The organism is Shimia sp. (assembly GCF_039969785.1).
In the GTDB taxonomy this organism is placed as follows: domain Bacteria; phylum Pseudomonadota; class Alphaproteobacteria; order Rhodobacterales; family Rhodobacteraceae; genus Shimia.
Map to the genome: position 1 here is coordinate 123,968 of NZ_JBDVNC010000034.1, position 24,344 is coordinate 148,311.

22 protein-coding genes are annotated in these 24,344 nt (G+C 54.6%); 11 read left to right on the plus strand and 11 right to left on the minus strand.

Going from position 1 to position 24,344, the window contains the following annotated elements:
- The first annotated feature begins 2 nt into the window (after window positions 1–2).
- From ABJI08_RS16185 to ABJI08_RS16205, 5 genes are read left to right on the plus strand one after another with little or no spacing between them, the layout of a single operon-like run.
- Window positions 3–1,079 carry a glycosyltransferase family 4 protein gene (locus tag ABJI08_RS16185; protein WP_348402883.1) on the plus strand — a complete coding sequence of 359 codons (1,077 nt, stop codon included), beginning with the start codon at window positions 3–5 and terminating at the stop codon, window positions 1,077–1,079.
- Window positions 1,076–1,663, plus strand: a complete 588-nt coding sequence (locus ABJI08_RS16190) for a histidine phosphatase family protein (protein ID WP_348402884.1) — start codon at window positions 1,076–1,078, stop codon at window positions 1,661–1,663. Before ABJI08_RS16185 ends, ABJI08_RS16190 begins: the two co-directional genes overlap by 4 nt.
- Window positions 1,660–2,802, plus strand: coding sequence for a glycosyltransferase (locus ABJI08_RS16195; RefSeq protein WP_348402885.1), 1,143 nt, complete (start codon window positions 1,660–1,662; stop codon window positions 2,800–2,802). The genes ABJI08_RS16190 and ABJI08_RS16195 overlap by 4 nt, the downstream gene beginning before the upstream one ends.
- Window positions 2,799–3,554: a polysaccharide deacetylase family protein gene (locus ABJI08_RS16200; RefSeq protein WP_348402886.1), complete on the plus strand. Its 756-nt coding sequence runs from the start codon at window positions 2,799–2,801 to the stop codon at window positions 3,552–3,554. The genes ABJI08_RS16195 and ABJI08_RS16200 overlap by 4 nt, the downstream gene beginning before the upstream one ends.
- Window positions 3,551–4,027: a class I SAM-dependent methyltransferase gene (locus ABJI08_RS16205; RefSeq protein ID WP_348402887.1), complete on the plus strand. Its 477-nt coding sequence runs from the start codon at window positions 3,551–3,553 to the stop codon at window positions 4,025–4,027. Before ABJI08_RS16200 ends, ABJI08_RS16205 begins: the two co-directional genes overlap by 4 nt.
- Here the strand turns inward: ABJI08_RS16205 and ABJI08_RS16210 are convergent, their stop codons facing one another.
- Entirely contained in the window at window positions 4,028–5,683 is a 1,656-nt protein-coding gene (locus ABJI08_RS16210; RefSeq protein ID WP_348402888.1) for a U32 family peptidase, read from the minus strand.
- Window positions 5,684–6,004: 321 nt separating this feature from the next.
- Here ABJI08_RS16210 and ABJI08_RS16215 point away from each other — a divergent pair, with 321 nt between their 5' ends.
- Entirely contained in the window at window positions 6,005–6,844 is an 840-nt protein-coding gene (locus ABJI08_RS16215) for a peptidylprolyl isomerase (RefSeq protein ID WP_348402889.1), read from the plus strand.
- A 29-nt stretch (window positions 6,845–6,873) separates the two neighbouring features.
- Window positions 6,874–7,857 carry a HupE/UreJ family protein gene (locus tag ABJI08_RS16220; protein ID WP_348402890.1) on the plus strand — a complete coding sequence of 328 codons (984 nt, stop codon included), beginning with the start codon at window positions 6,874–6,876 and terminating at the stop codon, window positions 7,855–7,857.
- A 20-nt stretch (window positions 7,858–7,877) separates the two neighbouring features.
- Here ABJI08_RS16220 and ABJI08_RS16225 read toward each other — a convergent pair whose 3' ends face one another.
- The gene (locus ABJI08_RS16225; protein ID WP_348402891.1) at window positions 7,878–8,681 is read right to left on the minus strand and encodes a FadR/GntR family transcriptional regulator; all 804 of its coding nucleotides are present in this window, start codon (window positions 8,679–8,681) and stop codon (window positions 7,878–7,880) included.
- Window positions 8,682–9,075: 394 nt separating this feature from the next.
- Between ABJI08_RS16225 and ABJI08_RS16230 the strand changes: the two genes are divergently transcribed.
- The 3 genes from ABJI08_RS16230 (at window position 9,076) to dld (ending at window position 14,005) form a co-directional block, all read left to right on the plus strand.
- Window positions 9,076–10,128, plus strand: a complete 1,053-nt coding sequence (locus tag ABJI08_RS16230; protein WP_348402892.1) for a TRAP transporter substrate-binding protein — start codon at window positions 9,076–9,078, stop codon at window positions 10,126–10,128.
- Between the two features lie 116 nt (window positions 10,129–10,244).
- Entirely contained in the window at window positions 10,245–12,311 is a 2,067-nt protein-coding gene (locus ABJI08_RS16235; RefSeq protein ID WP_348402893.1) for a TRAP transporter large permease subunit, read from the plus strand.
- An 11-nt stretch (window positions 12,312–12,322) separates the two neighbouring features.
- Window positions 12,323–14,005 carry a D-lactate dehydrogenase gene (gene dld, locus ABJI08_RS16240; protein WP_348402894.1) on the plus strand — a complete coding sequence of 561 codons (1,683 nt, stop codon included), beginning with the start codon at window positions 12,323–12,325 and terminating at the stop codon, window positions 14,003–14,005.
- On the opposite strand, the gene ABJI08_RS16245 is transcribed toward dld, so the two are convergent.
- The 6 genes from ABJI08_RS16245 to ABJI08_RS16270 all read right to left on the minus strand — a co-directional run bounded on the left by ABJI08_RS16245 (window position 13,983) and on the right by ABJI08_RS16270 (window position 19,772).
- Window positions 13,983–14,831, minus strand: a complete 849-nt coding sequence (locus tag ABJI08_RS16245; RefSeq protein ID WP_348402895.1) for a CPBP family intramembrane glutamic endopeptidase — start codon at window positions 14,829–14,831, stop codon at window positions 13,983–13,985. The genes dld and ABJI08_RS16245 overlap by 23 nt on opposite strands.
- A 108-nt stretch (window positions 14,832–14,939) precedes the next feature.
- Window positions 14,940–15,569 (minus strand): TetR/AcrR family transcriptional regulator, encoded by a 630-nt coding sequence (locus ABJI08_RS16250; RefSeq protein WP_348402896.1) that lies wholly within the window; start codon window positions 15,567–15,569, stop codon window positions 14,940–14,942.
- A 132-nt stretch (window positions 15,570–15,701) separates the two neighbouring features.
- The gene (gene uxuA, locus ABJI08_RS16255) at window positions 15,702–16,853 is read right to left on the minus strand and encodes a mannonate dehydratase (RefSeq protein ID WP_348402897.1); all 1,152 of its coding nucleotides are present in this window, start codon (window positions 16,851–16,853) and stop codon (window positions 15,702–15,704) included.
- A gap of 29 nt (window positions 16,854–16,882) precedes the next feature.
- Window positions 16,883–18,193: a TRAP transporter large permease gene (locus tag ABJI08_RS16260; RefSeq protein ID WP_348402898.1), complete on the minus strand. Its 1,311-nt coding sequence runs from the start codon at window positions 18,191–18,193 to the stop codon at window positions 16,883–16,885.
- The gene (locus ABJI08_RS16265) at window positions 18,190–18,624 is read right to left on the minus strand and encodes a TRAP transporter small permease subunit (protein ID WP_348402899.1); all 435 of its coding nucleotides are present in this window, start codon (window positions 18,622–18,624) and stop codon (window positions 18,190–18,192) included. Before ABJI08_RS16265 ends, ABJI08_RS16260 begins: the two co-directional genes overlap by 4 nt.
- A gap of 143 nt (window positions 18,625–18,767) precedes the next feature.
- Window positions 18,768–19,772, minus strand: coding sequence for a TRAP transporter substrate-binding protein (locus ABJI08_RS16270; RefSeq protein WP_348402900.1), 1,005 nt, complete (start codon window positions 19,770–19,772; stop codon window positions 18,768–18,770).
- A gap of 321 nt (window positions 19,773–20,093) precedes the next feature.
- On the opposite strand from ABJI08_RS16270, the gene ABJI08_RS16275 reads away from it, so the two are divergent.
- The gene (locus ABJI08_RS16275; protein WP_348402901.1) at window positions 20,094–20,798 is read left to right on the plus strand and encodes a GntR family transcriptional regulator; all 705 of its coding nucleotides are present in this window, start codon (window positions 20,094–20,096) and stop codon (window positions 20,796–20,798) included.
- 83 nt (window positions 20,799–20,881) lie between these two features.
- Here ABJI08_RS16275 and ABJI08_RS16280 read toward each other — a convergent pair whose 3' ends face one another.
- The 3 genes from ABJI08_RS16280 to serA form a co-directional block, all read right to left on the minus strand.
- Window positions 20,882–21,613 carry a metallophosphoesterase gene (locus ABJI08_RS16280; RefSeq protein ID WP_348402902.1) on the minus strand — a complete coding sequence of 244 codons (732 nt, stop codon included), beginning with the start codon at window positions 21,611–21,613 and terminating at the stop codon, window positions 20,882–20,884.
- A gap of 91 nt (window positions 21,614–21,704) precedes the next feature.
- A complete protein-coding gene (locus tag ABJI08_RS16285; protein WP_348402903.1) occupies window positions 21,705–22,232 on the minus strand; it encodes a hypothetical protein in 528 nt (175 codons plus the stop codon).
- 439 nt (window positions 22,233–22,671) lie between these two features.
- Window positions 22,672–24,267, minus strand: coding sequence for a phosphoglycerate dehydrogenase (gene serA / locus ABJI08_RS16290; protein ID WP_348402904.1), 1,596 nt, complete (start codon window positions 24,265–24,267; stop codon window positions 22,672–22,674).
- Window positions 24,268–24,344 lie beyond the last annotated feature (77 nt).

Below are 24,344 nucleotides of genomic sequence, written 5' to 3' on the forward strand. Positions count from 1 at the left end.
TCATGGCCCGAATAGCTTTCTATGCGCCTTTGAAGTCACCCAATCACCCGGTGCCGTCGGGTGAACGTGAAATGGCCAGAAACCTGATGGCCGCATTGCAGTCTGACGGACATCAGATCGATCTTGTATCGGAATTCCGCAGCCTGGAAAAGGCGGGATCGCAGACCCAACAAAATGCTCTCGTGACATCGGCCAGGGCCGAAACAGCTGCATTGGTCGCGCGTGGCGGCTGGGACGCGTGGGTGACCTATCACAGCTATTACAAGGCCCCCGATTTAATCGGGCCGGATGTGTGTGACGCGCTGGATATCCCCTATGCGGTGATCGAGGCCACGCGGGCGTCCAAGCGGTTGTCCGGGCCGTGGGCTGATTTCGAAAGGCGCGCCGCAGGGGTTTGTGACCGGGCGGATGTGTTGTTTTACCTGACAGAACGCGACGCTGTCGCGCTACGCGAACATTTGCGACCACACCAAAACCTTGTGCACCTGCCGCCATTCCTGAACAGACAGGCCGAAGCTAAAGCCCCTCAGACGCAATCCGAACCGATTATCCTGCTTGTTGGTATGATGCGTCCGGGCGACAAGCTGGCCTCTTATAAACGGGCGGCGGAAATTTTGATGCGACTTGGGGACGGTGACTGGCGCGTCGAAATTGCAGGTGACGGCCCTGCACGCTCGGATGTCGAAACGCTCATGTCGCCACTGGGCAAGCGGGTTACTTTTTTGGGTCAATTGGATGCGGCAGGCGTTCAAGCTGCCTATGCGCGTGCACGGGCGTTCCTGTGGCCTGGCGTGAACGAGGCATTTGGCATGGTGTATCTGGAAGCACAGTCCGCCGGTGTTCCGGTCGTGGCCGAAGACAGGTATGGTGTGCGCGACGTCGTACATCCAGAAGGCGTGTTTCCGCCGGACGACGATACCGCGCTTGCTCAAGAGTTGCAGCGCTTGTTGAATGACCCCAATCACCATAAACACCGCGCGCACGAGGCACATGCCATGATAGCCAAAACCCATTTGATTGGGGCCGCGCGCGACATACTGTGGGGCGCGTTGGCCCCCCTGATACCGGAGGCAACATGATCCGATTTGCAATGATGCGCCATGGGCATACTGCGTGGAACCGCGCGGGCCAGATACAAGGGCGCACCGATATCCCATTGGACGATCAGGCGCGCCAAGATTTGCGTGGGTTCGGTCTGCCGCCGGGCTGGCAGGACGTTGACCTTTACAGCAGCCCGCTGGATCGGGCGTTTGAAACCGCATCCATCGTGTCCGGACGATCGCCGGTTATTGTGCCCGAACTGATCGAAATGGATTGGGGCAAGTGGGAAGGTCTTAAGGGCGTCGACCTGAAAAGTGACCCAAATTCTGGTTTTCGGGACATTGAAAACTGGGGCTGGTCCTATTGCCCGCCAGATGGCGAAAGCCCGGCCGATGTCTGGGCGCGTCTGGAGCCATGGCTGCAATCGCTGCGAAATGATTGCATTTCCGTGTGCCACATTGGAACGATGCGGATCGTTCTTGCAAAAGCCTACGGTTGGGATTTCCTTGGACCCGCGCCATTCCGTATCAAACGCAATCGGCTTTTTGTTGTTGAACTCGACAATGGAGAGATGCGTGTCGCGGACCCGGATATTGTCAGGCTGCGGACGCTCGACACATGAAAGTTATGATCGCCGTCACGCATCTGTTGGGGGCAGGGCACCTGTCCCGGGCGGTTACATTGGCGCGAGCGTTTTCCAACGCAGGGCATGACGTGTCTGTTCTCTCGGGCGGACGGGCGGCACCGCATCTGGATATGACCGGGTTTTCGCTGGTTCAGGCCCCTTCGCTGGCGTCAGATGGCACCAATTTTACCCGATTGCTGGATGAGGATGGCGCCCCGGCCGGGATGGGCTATCTTGAGCGCCGCGCCGACCAAATGGTGGCGGCCTTGCGGGAAACTTGTCCCGATGTGTTGATCACGGAACTGTTCCCTTTTGGACGGCGCGCGCTGTCGGCAGAGTTCCTGGCATTGCTGGAAGCGGCCCGTGAGTTACCCAACCGACCGCTCATCCTGTCGTCGATCAGAGACATCCTTGCGCCGCCCTCAAAGCCAGCCAAGGCTACGCGCGCCGACGAGATCCTGATCGATTTCTATGACGGTGTGCTTGTGCATTCGGACCAGAATATCACCCGCCTGCAAGAAAGCTGGCCGGTGTCCAACCGGTTGGAACAATTTTTGAACTACACCGGATATGTCGCGCCTTTTCCGGCCGGTAAACACCCGCGCGGTGATGGAACCGGCGAAGTATTGGTGAGCGCAGGTGGCGGATCGGTCGGGCAGGCCATGTTCGAATGCGCGTTACAGGCTGCTGCGCGCTCGCCTTTGCACTGGCACTTGTTGGTTGGGGGGGCAGATCGCGACGCTCGCATTGCCGCGCTCAAGGAACTGGCAGGTAACTTGGACGTAACCATCGAAGCGGTGCGCCCGGATTTTCGCGAGATGCTGACAGGCGCTGCCGCCTCGGTCAGCATGTGTGGATACAATACCGCGCTGGATCTTTTGCAAACCGGTTTGCCCGCAGTGATGGTGCCGTTTGACGACGGCGGCGAAGTTGAACAAACCCTGCGGTCTCATTCTTTGGCGTCATTGCCATCTGCCGAGGTGCTCGCGTCATCGGATATGAACCCTGTCAGCATGGCCGAGGCTGTTGCGCGGGTGACGAAACAGGGGCGACGTAAAACTGATGGGCTAAAGATGGACGGAGCGGCGCAGACGGTGAACATTGTTGAGCGAATGCTGCAAGGGGCCCTGACTTGAATATCGACTGGAGCGCCCTTCGCTCGGAACTTGCCCAATGGCGCCGCGACCGGCTTGCGCTGCCGTTTTGGTGGCGCGATGACGATGCGATTGAGCCGACAGCAGCGCTCGAAAAGCTTGGCGCGCTGTCCTGCGAAACTGGCGTGACTGTGCATCTTGCCGTCATTCCCAAACTCGCGTCTGACCTGCTCGCGGGGCAAATGGGCACCGCGTTCATTCCTGTGATGCACGGCTGGACACATCGCAACACTGCACCGGACGGCGCGAAAAATGCCGAATTTGGGATTGGGCGTGATCCGGGCGAAGTGAAAAAAGAACTGACCGCAGGAATCGCCCGCATGCAGGACATTTTCGGCGATGCGTTTTCCAGAATGTTTGTACCGCCGTGGAACCGACTGGATACCGACGTGTTGCCGATCCTGAAATCTGCCGGATTTTCCGCTGTTTCAACCTATGCGCCGCGCAAGGACAAGGCGCCGGTTCCGGGGCTGGAAATGATCAATACACATATCGATCCCATTTTCTGGCGGGGCACGCGGGGGCTCGTGCCGCCAGAGACACTGGTGTCACAGATCGTCACTTTGCTGCGAGACCGTCGACTGGGTCTTGCGGACAATGCGGAACCCTTGGGATATCTGACACATCACCTTGTGCATGATGATGATATCTGGGAGTTTTCGCGCCAATTTATGACTGAAATGTGCGAGGGGCCATTGACGCTCTTTCGTCACGACAGAAAGGACACTGCATGAGCCGTTTGGACAGCATGATGCGCCGACTGGCCGCCCAGCGGGACGGTCTTGAATGGGGCTACGAACAGGTAAACGGCGTCAAAGGGGGTATCGTGGACATGGGATTGGGCAATGGGCGCACCTATGATCATCTGCGCGAAATTGCGTCAGATCGCCGGATTTGGGTAATCGATCGCATATTGCAATGTCATCCATCCTGCGTGCCGCCGGAACAGGATTTCCTGCAAGGTGAAGCCGAGGATATGTTGCGCAAACTCGCAGGAAATGGCGCATGCATCGCACTTGCACACTACGATTTTGGCTTTGGAAACAAAGAGAAAGACATCGCTGAAGCGGCGCGTTTGTCTCCGATCATTGCCAAATGCATGTTGCCGGGCGGAGTATTGGTTTCCGGGCAACCGCTGGTTGGATTTGAACAGGTTCGTGGGCCCGAGACTGTTGCCCCGGACCGGTATTGTTTTTACCGGACCTGACTATTCAGCCGCTGGGAGCTTGAATTCAGCGGCTTCCGCGCGGGACAGCATGGCGCCCTGTTTGCGTTGTTTCAGAACCTCGCGGGCATGGGCGTACATGTCGTCTTGCCAGAAAATCAGACATCCGTTGCACCCTTTGCCACAACAGCCTTCGGTGCCTTTTCGGTTCGTCTTGAACCGGCGCGTGTTGGCGTCGGCATCAATGGCTTCAACCAGCGCGTCGCGACGACGTTGATACGCCGTTTCGCTTTGCGTGTCCTTGATCTCCATGGCCAGCGTGGTTTTGTCCAGCTGTAGACGCTTCCATTGTTCTTCTGTCAGCGCGCGTTCTTTGCGCAGCACGGACAAAGGCGGAAAGTTGCGTCGCAGATCGCCGATATCTTCTTGTTCGAAAAGAGAAAATGGCAGGCGGATCACCGATTTGGTCGACCCGTGGATCACGTCTTTGCGTTCGCTTGTGGCGGCGATTTCATAATCATATCCACGCAACAAGACTGTGTTGCGCGCCACGGGTGACACGATTTCGATCACGTCGCCGGGCTCAAGCTTGTTTTTGACTTCGACGTAGAATGCGTCGTCTCTTACTTCGGTGACGACGCCGGCATATTCCCATTGGGCAATGGCCTGGGTCTGTTCATATCCGTGCGACAGATTGGTCAGACGCCCCTTGTGGAAAGCAAGCGTATAGCCGCGATTTCCGACAGTGCCCAACTCTTCCATATAGTCGGCTGCATTCCAGTTTTCGGGATCGGCATAGTAGTCATCGATGGCCGCGCGATAGGCACGTGCTACAATGGCGGCATAGTATTCCGACTTGCCGCGCCCCTCGACTTTCAGGCTGTCTACGCCGATGCGCAGATAGTCATCAAGTTTGGGCATCAGGCACAAGTCTTTGGAATTCAATATATAACTGCCGCGTTCGTCTTCCTGAATGGGCAAGAATTCCCCGGGGCGGACGCCTTCCTCTAATAGGAATTCGAACATGTGCAGGTTGTCTTCGTCGACGATCAATTCCTGAACGGTGCCGTCTTTGAGACGCATGTGGAACTTGTAGTTCCACCGGCAGGAATTTGCACAATTGCCTTGGTTCGCGCCGCGCTCGGCCATGAAATTCGACAGCAGGCAACGGCCTGAATAGGTCATGCACATGGCGCCGTGAACAAAGGCTTCCAGCTTGATATCAGGGCATTTTTCGCGGATTTCTTCCAATTCGGGAAACGACACTTCGCGGGCCAGAACCACAAGGTCAGCACCTTGGGATTGCCAGAACTGCGTGGTCAGCCAGGATGCGATATTGGCCTGTGTGGACACGTGCAGCGGGATTTCCGGGGCGCGTTCGCGGACGAACTGAAAGACGCCCGGGTCCGAAATGATCAACCCGTCTGGCTTTACCTTGCGGACTGTATCAATGTATTCGTCCAGCTTGGGTATGTCTTTGTTATGGCTGAACAAGTTCAGAGTCAAATAGGCGCGCCGACCGTGGGCGTGGCAGAACTCAACGCCTTCGATGACCTCTTCCAATGAGAACTCAGACTTGGTTCTGAGGGACAAATCAGGTGTGCCCAGATAGACGGCATCGGCTCCGTAAAGAACCGCCATCTTGAGTTTTCTGAGGTTGCCCGCAGGCATGAGAAGTTCGGATTTATGTTGTGTCATGACTCGCGCGCCCTTGATCAAGGCGCTGTCATACATGGGATTTGCCAAGGGGGCAAATCATGTATTTTGGGGCTTCGGCATGACGTCGGTGCAACGTCGGTATTGCGTCTGTGTCATTTTACGCCATCTGATACTGCTTCAGATAGGGATGCACGTCCAACCGGCGGGTTGAGCATGTCAAATCAATTGCCGAACTGTCTGGAGAAACAACAGGCGCGCGACAAAGATGACCACGTGCCAGCGATTGAGTAAAATCGGTTTGAAACTCGGACGCAGGCAAGGTTCTATACACCTAAGTAAGCGGCGTGGAGCGATGTCCGGATGCGACAATTTCTGAAAGAGCCTTTGATACATTTTCTGGCCATGGGGCTGTTGATCTTTGCGGTGTATTTTGCGCTGCAAGACAAAGAGCCGACGCCGGAAATGGATGAAATCACTGTTTCAAAACAGAACCTGGACCGCTTTGTGGCGCGATTTACAGGGGTACGCCAGCGACCGCCGACGGCGGAAGAACTGCATAAGTTCGCAGAATCGTTTGTTGATGAGGAAGTTCTGGTGCGTGAAGCGCGGGCTATGTCGCTGGATGCGGGAGACGCCATCATTCGACAGCGGTTGACACAAAAGATGAATTTTCTGGCAGCGTCCGCTGCGGCGTCTGTTCAGCCTACCGAAAAAGACCTGCGCGCATATTATGATCTGAATGCCGAAAAATATACGATTGATGGCACAATTTCCTTTGTGCAGGTTTTTCTGGGGGAGGCCCCGTCTGAGGCCGAGGTGGAACTGGCTCTTGCCACGTTAACTGGCGGCGCGGACCCGGATACGATTGGCCGATCTGCCATGTTGCCCTCATCGCTGGGCCCGGCAACGGCAACGCAAGTCGATACTGCCTTTGGGAACGGATTCTATCAAGGATTGGCGACTGCCAAAGAGGGCGCGTGGGCAGGGCCGGTGCGGTCTGGATTTGGGGTGCACCTTGTCTGGATTACAGAACGAAACGCCGACACGGTGCCAGAATTTGAGACCGTCATGGAAAAGGTTCGTGAAGACTGGCGGCTTGAAACCGAAACCAAGTTCGCCAACCAGCAAGTCAAAGCCATGCGCCAGAATTATTCGATCACGCTTCCGTCTGAAGCCGACATTCAGGCCGCTTTGAAATGAGGTTAATTGCGCTTTGTCTCACCCTGGTCATGGCCTTTTGGGTACAGGCAGGGTCTGCGCATGCGCATGCGCTGGAACCCGGGTATCTTGAGCTGAAGCCAATGTCTGAGAACACATGGCGTGTGTTTTGGAGCCGACCTGATGTTCAGGGGCGCCCGATGGCGATTGACGCGGTACTGCCCGAGGATTGCGAGATGCGGCAGGGGCCGTCGCCGCGCTTTGACGGCAGTGCATGGACAACGCAATGGGTGACACGCTGTTCCAACGGGATGCAAGACAGCGCGCTGGTCATTCAGGGACTTGAGCTGACGCAGACAGATGTGCTGGTGCGCTATGAGTTGGTGGCGGGCGACGTTGCGACCAAGCGGCTGGTGCCGGATGAGACGGGGTTTGTTCTTTCGGTCACAACCGGCTGGGCCGAGGTCCTGTGGGCATATCTGACTTTGGGGTTTGATCACATTCTGGACGGGATTGATCACCTGTTGTTTGTCTTTGCGCTGTTGCTGTTGATTCCGGACCGATGGCGCTTGATTGGCGCTATCACGGCGTTCACCGTGGCGCATAGTATCACGTTGGCTGCGGCAACGTTGGGGTTGGTGGCGCTGCCGTCGGCTCCGGTCGAGGCGATCATTGCTCTGTCGATCATGTTTTTGGCAACTGAGCTGGTCAAGCGGCAGGCGGGCTCCCCGCGTGTGTCCGAACGTTATCCGTGGATCGTGTCGTTTTCATTTGGGCTTTTGCACGGGTTTGGTTTTGCCGGTGCGCTTGGTGAAATTGGTCTGCCACAGGGGGATGTGCCGCTTGCGCTGTTGTCGTTCAATCTGGGTGTAGAGGCTGGGCAGCTTGCCTTTGTGGCGTGCGTGTTTGTTTTGGCGGAATTGTTGCGGCGCGTGGTTCCCAGGCTTGTCAAAAACGCAGTGACGCCGGGTGCACCAGTGGCCATCGTATTGGCCTATGGCATTGGCGCGGTGTCAGCATATTGGTTTTTGGATCGTTTAGCCGGGTTCGTTTGATAGCCCTTACATTGTGCCGACTATAACAGCGCCAGCCGTTGAGATGCGACCTGATCGCGCTGTGCCCGTGATTGTTCTTCGACGTAAGAACGCTGCACAAATTCGATATGGTCGCGCGCGGCGGTTGCGGCGCGTTCCGGGTTGCCAGCTTTGATTGCCTCAAAGATTTCCCGGTGTTGTGCCAGAAGCTGTTGTCCGGTTCCGTCAATCGAACGCAAAAACGAGCGGTTATAAAACAGGTTTTGCCGCGTCAGGGCATAAATCGATGACATGGTGTGCACCAAAAGCGAATTGTGGCTGGCGTCGATGATCGCAGAGTGAAAACGAATATCGGCATCTTGCGAGGCCTGGCTGTCATCTGCCAGATGCGCGGCTTCAAGGTCTTCCATAACGCGTGTCAGAATTTCTTTGTCGGCTTTGGTGGCGCGTGTGGCAGCGAGGTTGGCGGCAAAGCTTTCTTGTTCGATACGAAACTCAAGGTACGAATTAAAGGCGTCCTGATGGCGTGCATAGAGGGCAATCAACGCCGGGGACATGGCAGATCCTACCAGCGGGGCCACAAACGTGCCTTCACCGTGGCGCGCCAGTATGAGATCGTTTTCCTCAAGAAGCTTCAGCGCCTCGCGCACCTTGGGGCGGGACACGCCCATTTGTTCCGCCAGATCGCGTTCAGACGGCAACCGGCCCCCGTCGCGCAGAATGCCGTTCAGGATCAGTGTTTCAATCTGGGAGACAATCGAGTCGACCACGGATGTGTGATCAATCGGTGTAAAAACAGCATTCAACACTTGGTCAGCCTCCTCCTGATTGGTGGGGTCTATCATTTACCATGGATGGAATCATATTCAAAATGATTTTGCAGTGTGGATGATGTGATCGCTATCATGGTAAAATTAGTTATCCTATTTTAGAAATCCTGAAAATTTGAAGATCGTACCTTGATCGGCGCATAGCGCGATTTAACAAAGTATTGTAATTAAACATATAAAAGTAAAAAAATTCACAAAAAGGAAATTTTGTGCTTTTGGTCTAGGCAGGGAGGCAGGCGTCTATTCTCAGTGTATTCTACAGGAGTGGTTACAATAATTGTTGACTTTGAGATATGGTAAACTTTATGAACCACTTCATCGATCAGGGGAGAGTTCGATGTTTGGTTCCATTCAGAACTGGCCCCTTCACCGAAGAACTGGCTCGATTTGCCATAGGAGGAGACCTCGAATGAAATCAATCGTCACAAGCCTTGCCGTCGCCGCGACAATGTTGTCGGCCACCGCGACACTGGCCGCAGACAAGATTCTGCTGAAAACACCCATTGCGTTCTCGACCGCATTGCCCGGTCTGGGAAGCCCAATTCCACGCGTTGCCGAACAGCTGGGCCTGATGTCTGGCGGTACCATCAAGATGAAAGTGTATGAGCCGGGCAAGCTGGTTCCGCCGTTTGAAATTCTTGATGCAGTGTCTTCGGGCAAGATTAACTCGGGCTACACAACCGCCGGATACTGGGCCGGAAAAATCCCTGCAGCACCTTTGTTCTCGGCTGTGCCGTTTGGCCCCGAAGCGGGCGAATACATGGCTTGGCTTTACTATGGTAACGGCATGACGCTGTATCAGGAGATGTACGATCAGGCAGGCTTTAACGTGCACGTGCTGCCTTGTGCCATCATCGCGCCTGAGACATCTGGCTGGTTCGCAAAGGAGATCAACTCGCCTGAAGACCTGCAGGGTCTGAAAATGCGGTTCTTTGGTCTGGGTGGCAAAGTCATGCAGAAGCTGGGCGTTGCAACATCGCTGTTGCCCGGTGGTGAAATCTTCCCCGCGCTGGAAAAAGGCGCAATTGATGCGACCGAATTCTCGATGCCTGCGATCGACGCACGGTTGGGTTTCCACAAGCTGGTCAAATACAACTACTTCCCCGGTTGGCACCAGCAAGCGACCGTGTTTGAGCTGTTGATTAACAAAGATGTTTGGAACGAAGCGTCTGAGCAGCATCAGGCGATTATTACAAACGCTTGCCGCAGCTCAATGACAGACAGCTTTGCAGAAGGCGAGGCCATCCAACACGACGTTCTGAAAGACAACGTTGAAAACAATGGCGTGATCATCAAGCAGTGGTCGCCCGAGATGCTGGCCGTGTTCAAAGAAACATGGGGCGAAGTTGCCGCAGAAGAAGCCGCAGCGGATCCGTTCTTTGACAAGGTTTTGACGGACATGACTGCTTTCCGCGAGGGCTATGAGCTTTGGAAGCAGAACGCCTTCCTGCCGCGCAAGTAAGTCTAAGACGCTTCAGGTGGCGGCGCGGGTTGCCACCTGACTTCGAAGTTTTCTAACTCATTTTTCTGAAAGATTTAGGTCTGTGCCGCTGTCGCGCCAGACACCGGGAGGGGACCATGGTAAATCAAGACACACGCAACGACGACCCAATTCAGGTCTATGAAGATATTCTGGAGCATCCAGAGACCGACACACAGGCATTTGCTGTTGGTCTGGATAAGACGGTAAAAGCCATCGGCCAAGTCGTGATGTGGGCCAATATTTTGCTGATTACAGCAATTGTTGCGCAAGTTTCGTTTCGCTATCTGGCCAACCAGAATTTTCCCAAGCTGGATGAGATCCAGTGGCATTTTTACGGGCTCGTCACGATGGTGGGCATTTCCTATGCGCTGGTGACGGATAGCCATGTGCGCGTTGACGTGTTGCATATGCAGCTGAGCCGTCGGTCGCAGCGCGTTATCGAAGTGATTGGCATTCTGACGCTGTTGGTGCCGTTCATCTACCTGATGATTGATCAGGGATATGACTATTTCTATGAAAGCCTGCGGGTGAATGAACGCTCAAGCAGTCCGACCGGTCTTCCGGCGCGCTGGGCGTTGAAAGCTGTGATTCCAGCGTCGTTTGTGTTGCTGGCGCTTGGTGCATTGGCGCGGTTGATCCATGATGGGCACGCGTTGCTGGCCAACTACGAATTCGAACGGCAGGGTCGCGGACTGCGGATGATCGTGGTGGCGATGATCGGGTTCGCTGTTGTTGCGACCGCGTTGACATTCCTTGTGGAAACCACCGAGGAAAAGCTGGTCGTCGCAATGTTCCTGACCTTTATCGCGTTGTTGTTCACCGGGTTTCCGGTGGCATGGACGCTGGCCGGGGTGGGCGTTGCCTATTGCGGGTTGGCGTATCTGTTTGACAACGGGATGATGAATTGGACCGGGTTAGAGGAAACCTTTACCGGTCTTGATTACCTGACGCTGGGCGCTGTGGTGAACCGGGTTTATGCGACCATGTCCAATGCGGTTTTGGTGGCATTGCCGATGTTCATCTTTATGGGCCTGATGTTGGACGAATCCGGTGTGGCCGAAAAACTGATGACCGCAATGCAGCGTCTGTTTGGCAAGACCCGTGGTGGCCTGGCCATCACGGTTACGATGATCGGCATCATATTGGCCGCATCAACCGGCATCATCGGCGCCTCTGTGGTTTTGTTGGGGGTCCTCTCCCTCCCCTCAATGATGGAGCAGAAATACTCCCCCACATTGGCTGCCGGTGTTGTCTCTGCCTCGGGCACGCTGGGCATTCTGATTCCACCGTCGATCATGTTGGTGATCATGGCCGACCAGATGGCATTGTCTGTCGGAGACCTGTTTATGGCGGCGGTGTTCCCCGGTGTGATTATCGGTGGCTTGTACCTGACTTACATTTTCATCATCGCGCTTATCAAACCGGACGTGGCACCTGTTCCAAGGGATGCCAAATCGCCGGATTGGAAAGCAGTAAAAGCTGTTCTGATCGCGGTTTTGCCGACGCTTGGTCTTATCCTTGCGGTTCTCGGTTCGATCTTTGGAGGTCTTGCCACTCCAACCGAAGCTTCGGGCATTGGCGCATTGGGCGCAACATTGCTGGCGCTGGGCTATCGCAAGTTGACCTTTAAGAAACTGGTAAATGTGTTGGTTTCGACCTTCAACACGACCGCTTACATCTTTGCGATTTTCCTTGGCGCCACCGTTTTCTCCTATGTTCTGCGCGAACTGGGTGGGGATGAGTTGATTGAGCACATGATTGGTTCGACAGGGCTTGGGCCAACGGGTACAATCATGTTCATCCTGTTCATCGTGTTCCTGCTTGGGTTCGTGCTGGACTGGATCGAGATCACGTTGATTGTTCTGCCGCTGATGCGCCCCATCGTAAATGGGCTGGGCATGGACATTCCGGGATTTGGGGTCATTGATGAGCCATCGCTGGTGTGGTTCGTGATCCTTGTGGCCGTCACGTTGCAGACATCGTTCCTGACGCCGCCGGTTGGATTTGCGCTGTTTTATCTTAAGGGTGTCGCCCCCAAGGAGATTAGCCTGATGCACATCTATCGTGGCGTGATACCGTTTGTTCTGTTGCAGTTGACGGGCCTCGCGCTTGTGTTCCTGTGGCCTGCGCTGGCTACGTGGTTGCCTTCGGTTGCCTATTAAGGAGAGGCAGAATGTCTGATCAGGATCTTATCCGTGCGCTGCGTCAAATCGTCGGATCACGACATCTGTTGACGGGTGACAAGAAAACCGAACGGTTCCGTAAAGGGTTCCGTTCGGGGCAGGGGGACGCCTTGTGCGTCGTCCAGCCGGGCAGTCTGGTCGAACAGTGGCGTGTTTTGCAGGCCTGTGTGGCAGCGGACAAGATCGTGATCATGCAGGCGGCCAACACTGGTTTGACGGAGGGCAGTACCCCTAATGGCAACTATGATCGAGGTGTCGTTCTGATCAACACCCGCCGCATGGACGCGCTGCATCTATTGCGGGATGGCAAGCAGGTTCTGGCTCTGCCGGGCTCGACGCTTTTTGCTTTGGAGAAACTGCTTGATCCGTTGGGGCGACAACCGCATTCGGTCATCGGATCGTCTTGTATCGGTGCGTCCGTTGTCGGGGGAGTGTGCAACAATTCGGGTGGTTCGCTGATCGAGCGGGGACCGTCTTATACCGAGCTGTCCTTGTTTGCGCAGATCGACGAGAGTGGAAAGCTTTCTCTGGTAAATCACCTTGGGCTTTCTTTGGGGGATGACCCCGAAGACATTCTGACCCGCGTGCAAAACGGGTCCATCACGGACGCCGATCTGGAGCCGACAAATAAGAAAGCGTCGGATACTGAATACCTGAAAGTAGTGCGCGATGTTGAGGCGGACACGCCCGCGCGGTTCAATGGCGACAAGCGGTGTTTGCACGAAAGCGCGGGGTGTGCTGGTAAGCTGGCGGTGTTTGCCGTGCGGCTGGACACCTATCCCAAGAATGGGCGTGAGCAGGTTATCTATATTGGGACCAATGATCCGAATGATCTGACCGACCTGCGCCGACATATGCTCGCCGAGTTTGAGACACTGCCGGTCAGCGCCGAATACATGCACCGCGAAGTGTTCGATATCACCACCAAATACGGCAAAGACACCATGGTGATGATCGATAAGTTGGGCACCGATCGATTGCCGACGTTTTTTGCGCTGAAAGGCGCGGTTGATGCACGGTTTAACAAAATCCCATTGCTGCGCGGCTTCACCGACAAATTCATGCAAGTGCTCAGCGCGCTGTGGCCGCGTGTTTTGCCGAAACGGATGCTGGAATATCGCGATCGGTTTGAGCATCATCTGATCCTTAAGGCCAAGGACGGCGGTATCGCAGAGGCTGAGCAGTATCTGAGAAAGGCGTTTGCGGGCAAAGAGGCCGATTATTTCATGTGCGCGCCCCGCGAAGGCAAGCTGGCCGGGCTGCACCGTTTTGCGGCGGCAGGCGCGGCGATCCGTTATCAGAATGTACACGCATCCGAGGTGGAAGACATTCTGGCGTTGGATATTGCGCTGAAACGAAACGAGCGCGACTGGATGGAAGAATTGCCTGAAGAGATCAATGATCAGCTCGTGCATCGTCTCTATTACGGTCACTTTATGTGCCACGTTTTGCATCAGGATTACATCGTGCGCAAAGGTGCCGACGTCAAAGCGCTGAAGGCGCAAATGTTGGAATTGTTGGAGGCGCGCGGTGCCGAATACCCGGCTGAGCACAATGTTGGCCACCTCTACGCAGCCAAACCGGATCTTGCCGCATTCTATAAGTCTGTTGATCCAACCAATTCAATGAACCCCGGCATTGGGAAGATGTCTAAGAAGAAATTCTATGGCTGACGGAGACGGGAATGACAGAGGTTACGGCACCGTTTTTCGAAAACATAGTGTCTCGGTTCCACCACACGACAAATAAGGTCACGCCCACAAGAATCCATGTGTCGTAGGGTTGGGCATCCGGCCAGAACGGGTTGATGAGTTGCCAGTGAAAAAGCACTGGCCACAGAAGGCTGCCCCCAGAGCGGTTGAAGATCGGTGTGACCAGAACCGCAAGCGTGATGTTCCCGATCAGGAAGGGCAGGAAGTTCCAATTGCCGAAAACTGTGCCTGACAGGAAAAATGCAGGCACGTGCCAGATGCCCCAGATCGTTCCAATAAAGGCGCCGGCCCAAACAGGCGCGACGTGACGTTGGAGGATGGGTTGCGCAATGCCGCGCCATCCGAATTCCTCAATCGGTCCGAGGAACAGCATCATAAAGAGAACGGCAATCAACCCCGACGTTCCTTCCGGGGGAAGCGGCGCCAATACTGAGCCGCCTTTGAGCAACGAGCCCATCATGTAAACAACCGGGATTCCAATCAGGATGAAGCCAACCCATCCCGGGGCGCACCGCCAAAGGAAGAGGCGGGAGAGAAACGCCCTGAGGCCGGGTAGTCCAGAGAAATACAGCACCAGAGTAAATGCGGAGATCGCTGGCGCCCAGGTTGCAAGGAAGAAAAATGGGTGTGTGCCGCTGATTTCGCCGAATTTGGAGGATGCCCAGACAGGCCAGAGAATATAGATGCCGACCACACCCCAAGTGATTGCAAATGTAAGCCCAAAAAACACCCACATCGCCGTCGAAGGAACTCGGGGCAGGGGGGTGAGGGGTGTCGTGTCGATCATGGCACGTTGCCGTGAGACGTTTTCGGGGCATTGATGTAGCACAAGCGATGGCCAGGCAGTTTGCATGTGTCCCGGTTGGGCCGCAGTGGTGGTCGTCGACGCGCCATTTTATGATTCCAAAGTTGGGTTCATGAAATCAAAGCTCCCCGGAGCCGCCCCGAGCGTTTTTTCGATCAACTCCTGCGCAATTTCCCGTCGCTCTCGAATTTCTTGGTCAGAAAACTGAAAGAGCCCGCCATCAAGCAGGAATTGCGTCGCGACAAACACATACTGAATTCTTGCGAGAGGTCGGTCGGCAGCGAACACCCCTTCTTGGTTCCCCTGCGAGACGATTTTGGCAAATATCGGCGAAAGCTGAAGTACGGATTTGACGTTGGTCAGCTCGTGTAACTCGCGGTTCTCGGGCAGATGCAAAATGTCAGAAATGTCTTGAGTGTCGACGTTGCCAACGTGGCTGTTCGTCAAAAGCGTTTCAAATTTTGCAAGGGCGCTGAGAGACGGGTTATCCGCAATATCCTTGGCGTATTCGACGATTTGGCCGAGGGTTTGGTCGGCGATCGCTTCGAGAATGGCCTCTTTGGATTTGAAGTAATAATAGAACGTCCCTTTGGCGATACCTATGCGCTGGATAATCATTTCAACAGAACATTTGGCGTAACCAACTTCGCGAAACAGCCGCTCGGCGGTCTGAACGATCTCTAACCGTCTTTCTTCGGGTGCTTTGGTAATACGGGCCATTTGTACGTCCTTGGTTTACATCTTTCTACACACTGACTGACAGTCAGTCAATTCAATGTGAAGCGCTCTCTGTATCGACGAAATTGGGAGTAAGCCGCCGTCCGGCGGTGCAGCGGTAGAACTGAGCGGGGCTTATTCAGAACTGAGCGCTTTGATTGCGCCTTGCAGTTCAGCCAACCCTTTGAGGCGACCCAAATAGGAATATCCGGGGTTCACTGTTGCCGTGGTTTCAAAGTCGAGCAGATGGCCGTGATCCGCGCGATATGGCAACCGGGCGTCATTTCGGCTGACATTCAGAAGTTCCCGAATCACAGCAACCATATCGGCGCTGCCTTCGTACACGGCGGCTTCGTGAAAGCTGCCATCGGGTTCGCACAGCACATTGCGCAGATGGGCAAAGTGGACATGATCGCCAAATTCCCGCGCCATCGCTGGCAAATCATTGTCGAGCCGAGCGCCCAGAGAGCCTGTGCAAAATGTCAGGCCGTTGGCGGGGCTGGGGTGCGCCTTTAGCACAGCGTGCAAATCATCTGCGGTCGAGACACAGCGTGGCAATCCAAACAAAGGTCTGGGTGGGTCGTCCGGGTGGATGGCAAGATGAACGCCCAGCTCTTCTGCTTTGGGAGCGACTTCTTTCAGAAAAGATGTCAGGTTCGCACGCAGGTCGTTATGTGACAGCGCGCTAAATTTATTGATCTCTGTAAGCAGTTGCTCTGTCGTGAAAGACATCGCGCTGCCCGGCAGGCCCGCGATGATATTGCGCTGCAGCGCCTCGTCGTCATCTTCTGTCATACTGACGTGACGCTCATGCGCGGCGCTTAGCAGCGTTTCAGAATAATCGGCCTTGGCATTTGGGCGCATCAGGATGTGCACGTCAAAAATGACGAAGTCGATCATATCAAAGCGCAATGCCTGCCCGCGCCCGTCGATAGGATAAGCGAGGTCTGTGCGTGTCCAGTCGAGTAGCGGCATGAAATTGTAGCATATCGTTTTGACACCAGCCTCTGCCAGAGCCTGCATTGTGCTGATCCAAGCCTGCATTTCCGGTTTGGCGGCGCTGCCTTGTAATTTGATCGCGTCTGGCATCCAGATCGATTCACACACGTCCCATGTCAGGCCGTGGTCTTCGATCATTTCGTTGATCCGGGCAATCTCTTGCCGAGGCCAATCCTGACCCGGAGCACAATCGTGCAGTGCGGTCACGATGCCATCGGCACCTGCTTGCCTGATCTGGGTCAGGGTGATCGGGTCGTTTGGCCCGAACCATCGCCAGACAGGTTTCATTGATTGGTGGTGGGCGTTGCTATCTTTTGTCATTTGAACGTCATCGGCATTAGGGTGCGGGGTAGCCACAGGGCGATTTCGGGGAACAAGATGATCAACAGCAGGATCAAGAGCATGGGTGCCAGAATGATGACCACATCGCGCATCACATTCACCACGTTCAGGCCCCCGATTGCGGCGGATATCAGCAAACACAGCCCATAGGGGGGCGTGACCAGTCCGAATGCAAGTGAGATTATCCCGATGATCGCAAAGGCGACAGGATGAATACCAGCGGCTGTCGCCACCGGAAGCAAAACTGTGCCAAGGATGATGATCGTCGGGATCGCGTCAATGAACAGGCCAAAGAACAGAAACAATGCAGCAATAATCAAAGCGGTGCCAACATACCCCATTTGATAGGCCGTCAGGCCGTCCACGACCATGCGGGGCACGTTGTAGAATGCCAGCATCCAGCCAAAGGCCGAAGCGGTTCCGATCGCGAACAGCGAAATCGATGCGAACCGACCGGTGTCGTAGAAGATGCCGCCCAGATCCCTGAACGTGACCGTGCGATAGACGAAGGCACCAAGGAACAACGCATAGGCCGCCGCGATAATGGCGCTTTCGGTGGGGGTTACGATACCGCCGACAATGCCGCCGATTACAAGGACGGGTGTCAGCATCGCCAGAAACGCGCCTTTGAAGGCTTTCCAAAATTGCGCGAAAGTCGGCTTTAGCGCGATTGGATAGTCGTAAACCTTTGCATAGCCATAGACGGTCGCCATCAAGGCGCCGCCGATCAGCAAGCCGGGAATGGCACCCGCGAGGAACAGCGCCCCTACAGACATTTGCATGACGCCGCCCCAGACAACCATCAGGATGCTCGGTGGAATGATCACGCCCATAACGGATGAACAGGCCGTGATCGCGACGGCAAAACGTGTGTCATAGCCCTCTTTGACCATGGCCGGGATCAGGATTTTGCCGCATCCGGCGGCGTCCGCGGTGGATGATCCGGAAATGCCGGCAAACAGCATGGAAACCGCTACATTTACGTGGCCAAGCCCGCCGGGCAACCACCCTGTCAGCACGCGGGCAAAGTCGATCAATCGGGCGGTAATCTTGCCCGAGTTCATCAGGTTGGCGGCCAGCAAAAAGAACGGCACGGCGAGCAGAATGAACGAATTATAGGACTGGAACATGCGGTCCAGAATGATGAAGGGGGTCAGCCGGATGTCCAGCATGACAATGGGGATTGTTGCTATGCCCAACGCGAATGCCACTGGCACACGGATGAAAATCAGAAACAAAAACCCGCCAACCAGAATGGAGCAGGCAACGCCGGTCGTGATAATCATTGGGCTGCTTTCTTGGTGGCTTTGTAGTCAGAAAAGGCTTCGTAAAGGCGGTAGGCGGTAAAGACGGTCCATACGGCGCCCGCAATTGGAACGGTTATGTAGGTCCACAACAGATTGGCCCGCATCATGACCGAACTTTGGATCGTGCCGACCTTGGCATATTCAATGCCGTACCAAGCAAACAGACCGGCAAAGACCCCGACGAACAGGTAAACGACGCCTTTTTGGATGAGAATGCCCAGCGGGCTTGCGGCGTCTGGGGTTACCACGACATCGAAATGCGTCCCCTCCCAAACAGCGACCATTGAACCGATCATGACAACCCAGACAAAGATGAATGTCGCCAGTTCTTCGGTCCAGAGATAAACAGGAATAATGCCCGTATAACGGGCAAGGACTTGCATTCCGACAGGGACGGCAAGGGATGCCATCAGGATGCCCAGGATAATTCGGAGCCCTTGGCAGGTGTTTTCGAGGAGACGCCCAATCATACTGGTATTGCCTTAAAGCTGTGGATGCATGGTCCAGACAGGAAAAGACACCCCCTGCGAAAAGGGGGTGTCTTCAGATTGTATTACATTCCGCGAACAGATGTCAGAAGATCAGTGGCTTCGATCTCTGCTGCGAATGCGTCTTGTACTGGAATAACCATCTCGAGCAGCTTTTCGCGACCTTCGAATTCCTGAACGAACACCTGACCGGCGTCGACCATTTCCTGCAGTTTGATCCCGTCTTCACCGGATTCCAGCGCGCGCCCAAATGCGCCGGCTTCGGCACCAGCTTCCAGAACCGCAGCTTGCAGCGCTTCCGGCAGGGCGCGGAATTTTTTACCGCTCATCACGATGGGGCGCACGGTGATTGTGTGCTTGGTCAGCGTGACGTGTGGCGCAACTTCGTAGAACTTTAGGTTCTGGATCGAGGCGGCCTCGTTTTCAAAGCCAGCGATAACACCGGATTGGATCGCATTGTATACTTCGTTGTAGGCAATCGCAGAAGGTGCGGCTGTCAGAGCGTCAAAGATTTGCGCCTGAATAGGGGCGCCCATAACGCGCATTTTGTGGCCCTTCAGCTCATCAAGGTTGCCGATGGGTTCAGACGATACGAGGTTGCGCACGCCGCCGCCAGTATAGCCGATGACCATGATGTCGGCGTTGTCCAGCAGCTGTTTTTCCAGCGGGCCAAACGCGTCCGACGACAGAACTGTGTTCCAGTGATCAAGGTCACGGAACAGGAACGGCATGTCCATCAGTGGGATCGCAGGTGCGAACTTGGCCATGTTGGACGGTGCCATGATGGTGTAGTCAATGGCGACGCCCTGCTGCAGGAAGTTGACATAGTCTTTTTCCACGCCCAGCTCGCCGTTCAGACGCAGATCGAACGTCGCAGCGCCCGGTGCTTTTTCTTCTACCAGTCGTGCAAATTCGCGCATGGTTTTGGTGAAGGCGTGGTTGTCGTCAAACATGCTTGCGCCGCGCAACGTGACGTCTTGTGCGAAGGCTGGCATTGCCGCTGCAACGCCAACTGCCAGCGCCAATGCGCCCGCAATTGCTTTGCGTTTGCTCGAGTCAAAAATGGTCATGTGGTTTCCTCCCAGAAACTTTCTGTAGGCCAAAAAATGGCATTTGATGATCGGATTCTTAGCAAACCGTCGGGGGAGTTAACCGCGGGAGCATGGGTACGTCAAGAAAAATGCGTACTAGTATGGTACTTTGATTTTTCGGTGGATTTTCAGGTGGGAAAATTTTTGATATCGCGATATTATTAATGAAAAGACAGGAAGTTAGCGCCGGCGCGCGATTTGAAAGCGGATGATTTCGCAAAGTGTCGACCACGACAAAAAATGCAAATACTTGCCCATTTTTAATGGAAATGTGCAGGTCGGATTGGAAAACGGTAGACGATGAAAGCTGTTGAATTTGCGACGGAAAGCGGGGATTTGCCGCGCAGAAGAATGACCGCAACTGAGGAGATATTTCTTCAGCTGAGGTCTGACATCATCGCGATGAAACTGACCCCCGGCACGAAAATATCCGAAGCCGAAGTGGCGAAGATGCGCAGTGTGTCACGTCAGCCCGTTCGGGAAGCGTTTTTGCGTTTAGGGGAGTTAAACCTGTTGCAGATCGTCCCGCAAAAGGCGACGCGCATTAGGAAAATATCACACAGCGATTTGCGCAATACCCGGTTTTTGAGAGCCGCTGTTGAAGTAGAAGTTGTTCGTATTGCGTGTGATGTGGCGACGGACGAATCGTTGCAAGAAATATCTGAGAATCTCGATGAACAGAGGCTTGCAGTGGAGGCCAAGGATGCCAATGCGCTCCGCAGTCTGGACTATGAGTTTCACCGGTTGATATGTGTCGCCGCAGATTGTCTGCCTGCTTTTGAAGCGATTGCTGAAAATAAGGCGCACACGGATCGTGTTTGCAGTCTTGAACTTGCGGATACATCGGGGATGGATGAAGTCTTTGAAGGGCACTCGGCAATGTTTGAGGCCATAAAGTTAGGCGATGTGCATACCGCCGTTGAGGCCACACGGTACCATTTGAGTCACCTTGATGAGACGCTTGCGATGGCCAGCGAAAAATATCCTGACTTTTTCGAAGCTTGAAATTCATCCTGGGCGGGGGATGTTTGGGTCTCAACCTGCATGACGGCTTTTGAAGGCTTTACAAAGCCACGGAGCATGACGCGTCACATCTGCAAAAGTCGCGCACGCCCTGTGTCCTTGAGAACCCAACAATCGCGCCTTTCAAAAACGGCCGTTGTCAGCTCTCGTCCGTACCCCGCCCCTGTGTCCAGATTAACGCGATTCCCACGATGCTCAGCGGTTCGCACATGCGAGTGGCCGTGAACTACAAGCCAAGGATGAGGTTTTTCGTACTCTAGGAACTTACGTCTTATCCAACACAGGTCATCATTGGATTGCTCGGCAAGCGGAATTTCTGGGCGAATACCAGCGTGCACAAACAGCAATTCTCCATCGAGGTCGAAATAGGGCAGTTTCGCCAGAAAGTCTTGGTGCGACTGCGGTACGGCAGACTGTGCCTGCGGATGCACGTGACAATACCGATCTCCTTCCTCGACCGTGACGCCATAAGACGCCAAAGTTTCCAATCCCCCAATGCGATCATGAAGCCAGTGATAGCCGACCAGCAACTGCGGATCAGGTCGTGAAATATCCGACAACCAGTAAGACATCATGCGGTCGTGATTGCCTCTTAGAACGGTCCAATCGCGCCCTTGGGCAATGCCATTTATCAGAAGCTCGATAACACCTCGGCTGTTGGGGCCTCTGTCCACAAGGTCACCAAGAAACACAACCTTAGCATCGGCGCCGCCATCGCGTTCGATTAACTCAAGCGCGCCCTGCAGCTTGTCGAGATGGCCGTGAATGTCACCAATGGCATAGATGGGTTTGGTCATAGGTATCTCACAAGTTAACAATTTTCTGGCGTTGTGCCGAAATACACCACAGGCGTCGAGGGGCAATTGGTAGGACGGTGAGCCAATCGTGTCACATGAGCAGGAAGAGGACCGGAATCGGCGCCACAGCACACAAAACGACCGCCAAGTAGGCCCAGAACCCGAAGAGCCCGGAAGACCCCGCCATAAATGCTAATCCGCCCCCGCCCCCGATTAGGGTATTTCCCGGCAGGTTAAACGCTGTGGCAAGGACAAGATACCGGTTTTTGACAATCAATTTACCGACAGGTTCCGGCAACAAGGCAGCATATTGATCAAGGCGTTCTTCTGGCGCGAGCGCGTCGATTTTTGACACAAAACCCGATGCTTTTTTCAACCCGATCCAGTTCAGGCAATTACTGAGTATTGGTGTGGGTACGAGACGCGCCACCAAAAAGGACAGCATCAGAGCAGAAACCATACCCATGTACACCAACAACGAGGCCTTGCCTCCAAAAAGCATGAGGAGCGCGAAGCCAATTTCCGCGCCGGGGACAAACGGAATGGCCGCAACAACGACAAATATCGCGAAAACACCGCTGACCATGTTGTACATGGTTGGTTTGGAAATCGTGTGCATTTCAGGAAAGACACTGTTTCGCAGATATTCTCCAATCAACCAACCGCACAGAACCAACGCCCCATAGAGAACGACGACCCGGCGGACTGTCCATATATGCCCAAATATGTTTCTCATTGCAGACCACTAGGACGGTTCTGCGCACTCAATGATATTGCTTGCGCCGCCAACTTGGCCAGCGACAAGGAATAGTTTCTTGGGGTTGGAAAATAATGCGCCGAATCTGATCGATTGGGCGGGCGCGTCTTCATAACTGGTCTCCAAGAAAGTGGAGCGAGTTTAGTGGACCAGTGCGCCTTGCGCAATCGTGCGCCGCAAACGTTTAAGTGACCTTAGCCGGCCAATATCACTTAAGTGTACGATTTGGCACAGTAAAACCGTCTCAGGTTAGTCGCAGGTTGGCGGTTCCCGACGAACCGCCAACTCAGTAAATTCAGCTTTATGCCACGTCAAAGGCGAGAGGTTTAACCTGGCGGAACATACCGGTGTCGCACAATTTGTCGACGATCGGTGCGGGCACAACATCATCTACGTAGAGCAAAGCAATGGCCTCGCCACCAACATCTGCACGGCCCAGCGTAAAGTTGGCGATGTTAACGCCATTTTCGCCCATTGTCTGACCAAGCGCGCCAATGATGCCCGGTGTGTCTTCGTTGGTAGTGTAGAGCATGTGCGCGCCAATCTCGGCATCGATATTGATACCCTTGATCTGGATAAAGCGCGGCTTGCCATCCGAAAACACAGTTCCCGCAATTGAGCGCTCGCGTTCATTTGTGACGATGGTGACTTTGATATAGCCATCAAATGTGCCGGTCTTGTCCTGATTGGTGGTCGAAATCTGAATGCCGCGCTCTTTGGCGATTACGGGTGCAGATACCATGTTCACGTCCGGATTCACCCGTTTCATGATTCCAGCCACCACGGCACAGTTCAATGCATCAAGGTTCATGTCAGCAACAACACCATCATAAAGGATGTTGATCGCTTTGATCGGCTCATCCGTCATCTGTCCCGAGAAGGCGCCCAGATGTTCAGCCAGTTTGATCCATGGCCCCATAACCTTGGCTTCTTCAGCAGTCACAGACGGCATGTTCAGCGCATTTTCGACAGCGCCGGTCAACAGATAGTTGGACATCTGGTCTGCAACCTGAAGCGCAACGTTTTCCTGTGCCTCGGTGGTCGCTGCGCCAAGATGAGGCGTGCAAACAACGTTTGGCAGGTTGAACAGGGCGTTTTCTTTGGCTGGTTCCTCTTTGAACACGTCAAATGCCGCACCGGCGACGTGGCCAGATTTCAGCAATTCAGCCAACGCCACTTCGTCCACCAGACCGCCGCGAGCACAGTTGATAATGCGCACGCCCTTTTTAGTCTTGGCGAGATTTTCTGCCGACAGGATGTTGGCCGTTGCGTCCGTAAAGGGCACGTGCAGAGTGATAAAATCGGCGCGCGTCAGCAGCTCTTCCAACTCGACCTTTTCGATCTGCATTTTGTCGGCTTTTTCGGCGCTGAGAAAGGGATCATAAGCGACCACTTTCATTTTCAGACCACGGGCACGGTCACAGACGATGCCACCAATATTGCCAGCCCCGATGACGCCAAGAGTTTTGTTGGTCAACTCAGTGCCCATGAACTTTGACTTTTCCCATTTTCCTGCATGGGTGGAGGCGCTGGCTTCGGGAATTTGACGCGCCACGGCGAACATCATGGCGATTGCGTGTTCGGCCGTTGTGATCATGTTGCCAAACGGCGTGTTCATCACGATCACGCCTTTCTTGGAGGCGGCTTCTTTATCGACATTGTCGGTGCCGATGCCGGCGCGACCGATAACTTTCAGATTGTCGGCGTTTTCCAGAAGTTTGGCGGTGGCTTTGGTTGCCGAGCGGATGGCGAGACCATCATATTGGCCGATCACTTCGGCCAGCTTGTCTTTGTCTTTGCCAAGATCGGGCATGAAAGCGACGTCAATGCCGCGATCGCGGAAGATCTGAACTGCGGTTTCGCTGAGTTTGTCGGAAACGAGAACTTTGGGAGCCATTTTTTGAAGGTCCTTCTGATGTCGGGGGCGGCGGACAATCATGTCCGCCCTACACATGTTGCGAGAGTTGGTAGGGC

What these genes read in the sequence shown, in the direction of transcription:
- ABJI08_RS16195 (WP_348402885.1), top strand. Translation starts at nt 1,660, where the DNA reads ATGAAAGTTATGATCGCCGTCACGCATCTGTTGGGGGCAGGGCACCTG.
- ABJI08_RS16225 (WP_348402891.1), bottom strand. Translation starts at nt 8,681, where the DNA reads ATGATAGACCCCACCAATCAGGAGGAGGCTGACCAAGTGTTGAATGCT.
- ABJI08_RS16260 (WP_348402898.1), bottom strand. Translation starts at nt 18,193, where the DNA reads ATGATTATCACGACCGGCGTTGCCTGCTCCATTCTGGTTGGCGGGTTT.
- ABJI08_RS16190 (WP_348402884.1), top strand. Translation starts at nt 1,076, where the DNA reads ATGATCCGATTTGCAATGATGCGCCATGGGCATACTGCGTGGAACCGC.
- ABJI08_RS16265 (WP_348402899.1), bottom strand. Translation starts at nt 18,624, where the DNA reads ATGGCATCCCTTGCCGTCCCTGTCGGAATGCAAGTCCTTGCCCGTTAT.
- ABJI08_RS16185 (WP_348402883.1), top strand. Translation starts at nt 3, where the DNA reads ATGGCCCGAATAGCTTTCTATGCGCCTTTGAAGTCACCCAATCACCCG.
- ABJI08_RS16215 (WP_348402889.1), top strand. Translation starts at nt 6,005, where the DNA reads ATGCGACAATTTCTGAAAGAGCCTTTGATACATTTTCTGGCCATGGGG.
- serA (WP_348402904.1), bottom strand. Translation starts at nt 24,267, where the DNA reads ATGGCTCCCAAAGTTCTCGTTTCCGACAAACTCAGCGAAACCGCAGTT.
- ABJI08_RS16230 (WP_348402892.1), top strand. Translation starts at nt 9,076, where the DNA reads ATGAAATCAATCGTCACAAGCCTTGCCGTCGCCGCGACAATGTTGTCG.
- ABJI08_RS16250 (WP_348402896.1), bottom strand. Translation starts at nt 15,569, where the DNA reads ATGGCCCGTATTACCAAAGCACCCGAAGAAAGACGGTTAGAGATCGTT.
- ABJI08_RS16270 (WP_348402900.1), bottom strand. Translation starts at nt 19,772, where the DNA reads ATGACCATTTTTGACTCGAGCAAACGCAAAGCAATTGCGGGCGCATTG.
- uxuA (WP_348402897.1), bottom strand. Translation starts at nt 16,853, where the DNA reads ATGAAACCTGTCTGGCGATGGTTCGGGCCAAACGACCCGATCACCCTG.
- ABJI08_RS16275 (WP_348402901.1), top strand. Translation starts at nt 20,094, where the DNA reads ATGAAAGCTGTTGAATTTGCGACGGAAAGCGGGGATTTGCCGCGCAGA.
- ABJI08_RS16285 (WP_348402903.1), bottom strand. Translation starts at nt 22,232, where the DNA reads ATGCACACGATTTCCAAACCAACCATGTACAACATGGTCAGCGGTGTT.
- ABJI08_RS16235 (WP_348402893.1), top strand. Translation starts at nt 10,245, where the DNA reads ATGGTAAATCAAGACACACGCAACGACGACCCAATTCAGGTCTATGAA.
- ABJI08_RS16280 (WP_348402902.1), bottom strand. Translation starts at nt 21,613, where the DNA reads ATGACCAAACCCATCTATGCCATTGGTGACATTCACGGCCATCTCGAC.
- ABJI08_RS16220 (WP_348402890.1), top strand. Translation starts at nt 6,874, where the DNA reads ATGGCCTTTTGGGTACAGGCAGGGTCTGCGCATGCGCATGCGCTGGAA.
- ABJI08_RS16245 (WP_348402895.1), bottom strand. Translation starts at nt 14,831, where the DNA reads ATGATCGACACGACACCCCTCACCCCCCTGCCCCGAGTTCCTTCGACG.
- ABJI08_RS16210 (WP_348402888.1), bottom strand. Translation starts at nt 5,683, where the DNA reads ATGACACAACATAAATCCGAACTTCTCATGCCTGCGGGCAACCTCAGA.
- dld (WP_348402894.1), top strand. Translation starts at nt 12,323, where the DNA reads ATGTCTGATCAGGATCTTATCCGTGCGCTGCGTCAAATCGTCGGATCA.
- ABJI08_RS16205 (WP_348402887.1), top strand. Translation starts at nt 3,551, where the DNA reads ATGAGCCGTTTGGACAGCATGATGCGCCGACTGGCCGCCCAGCGGGAC.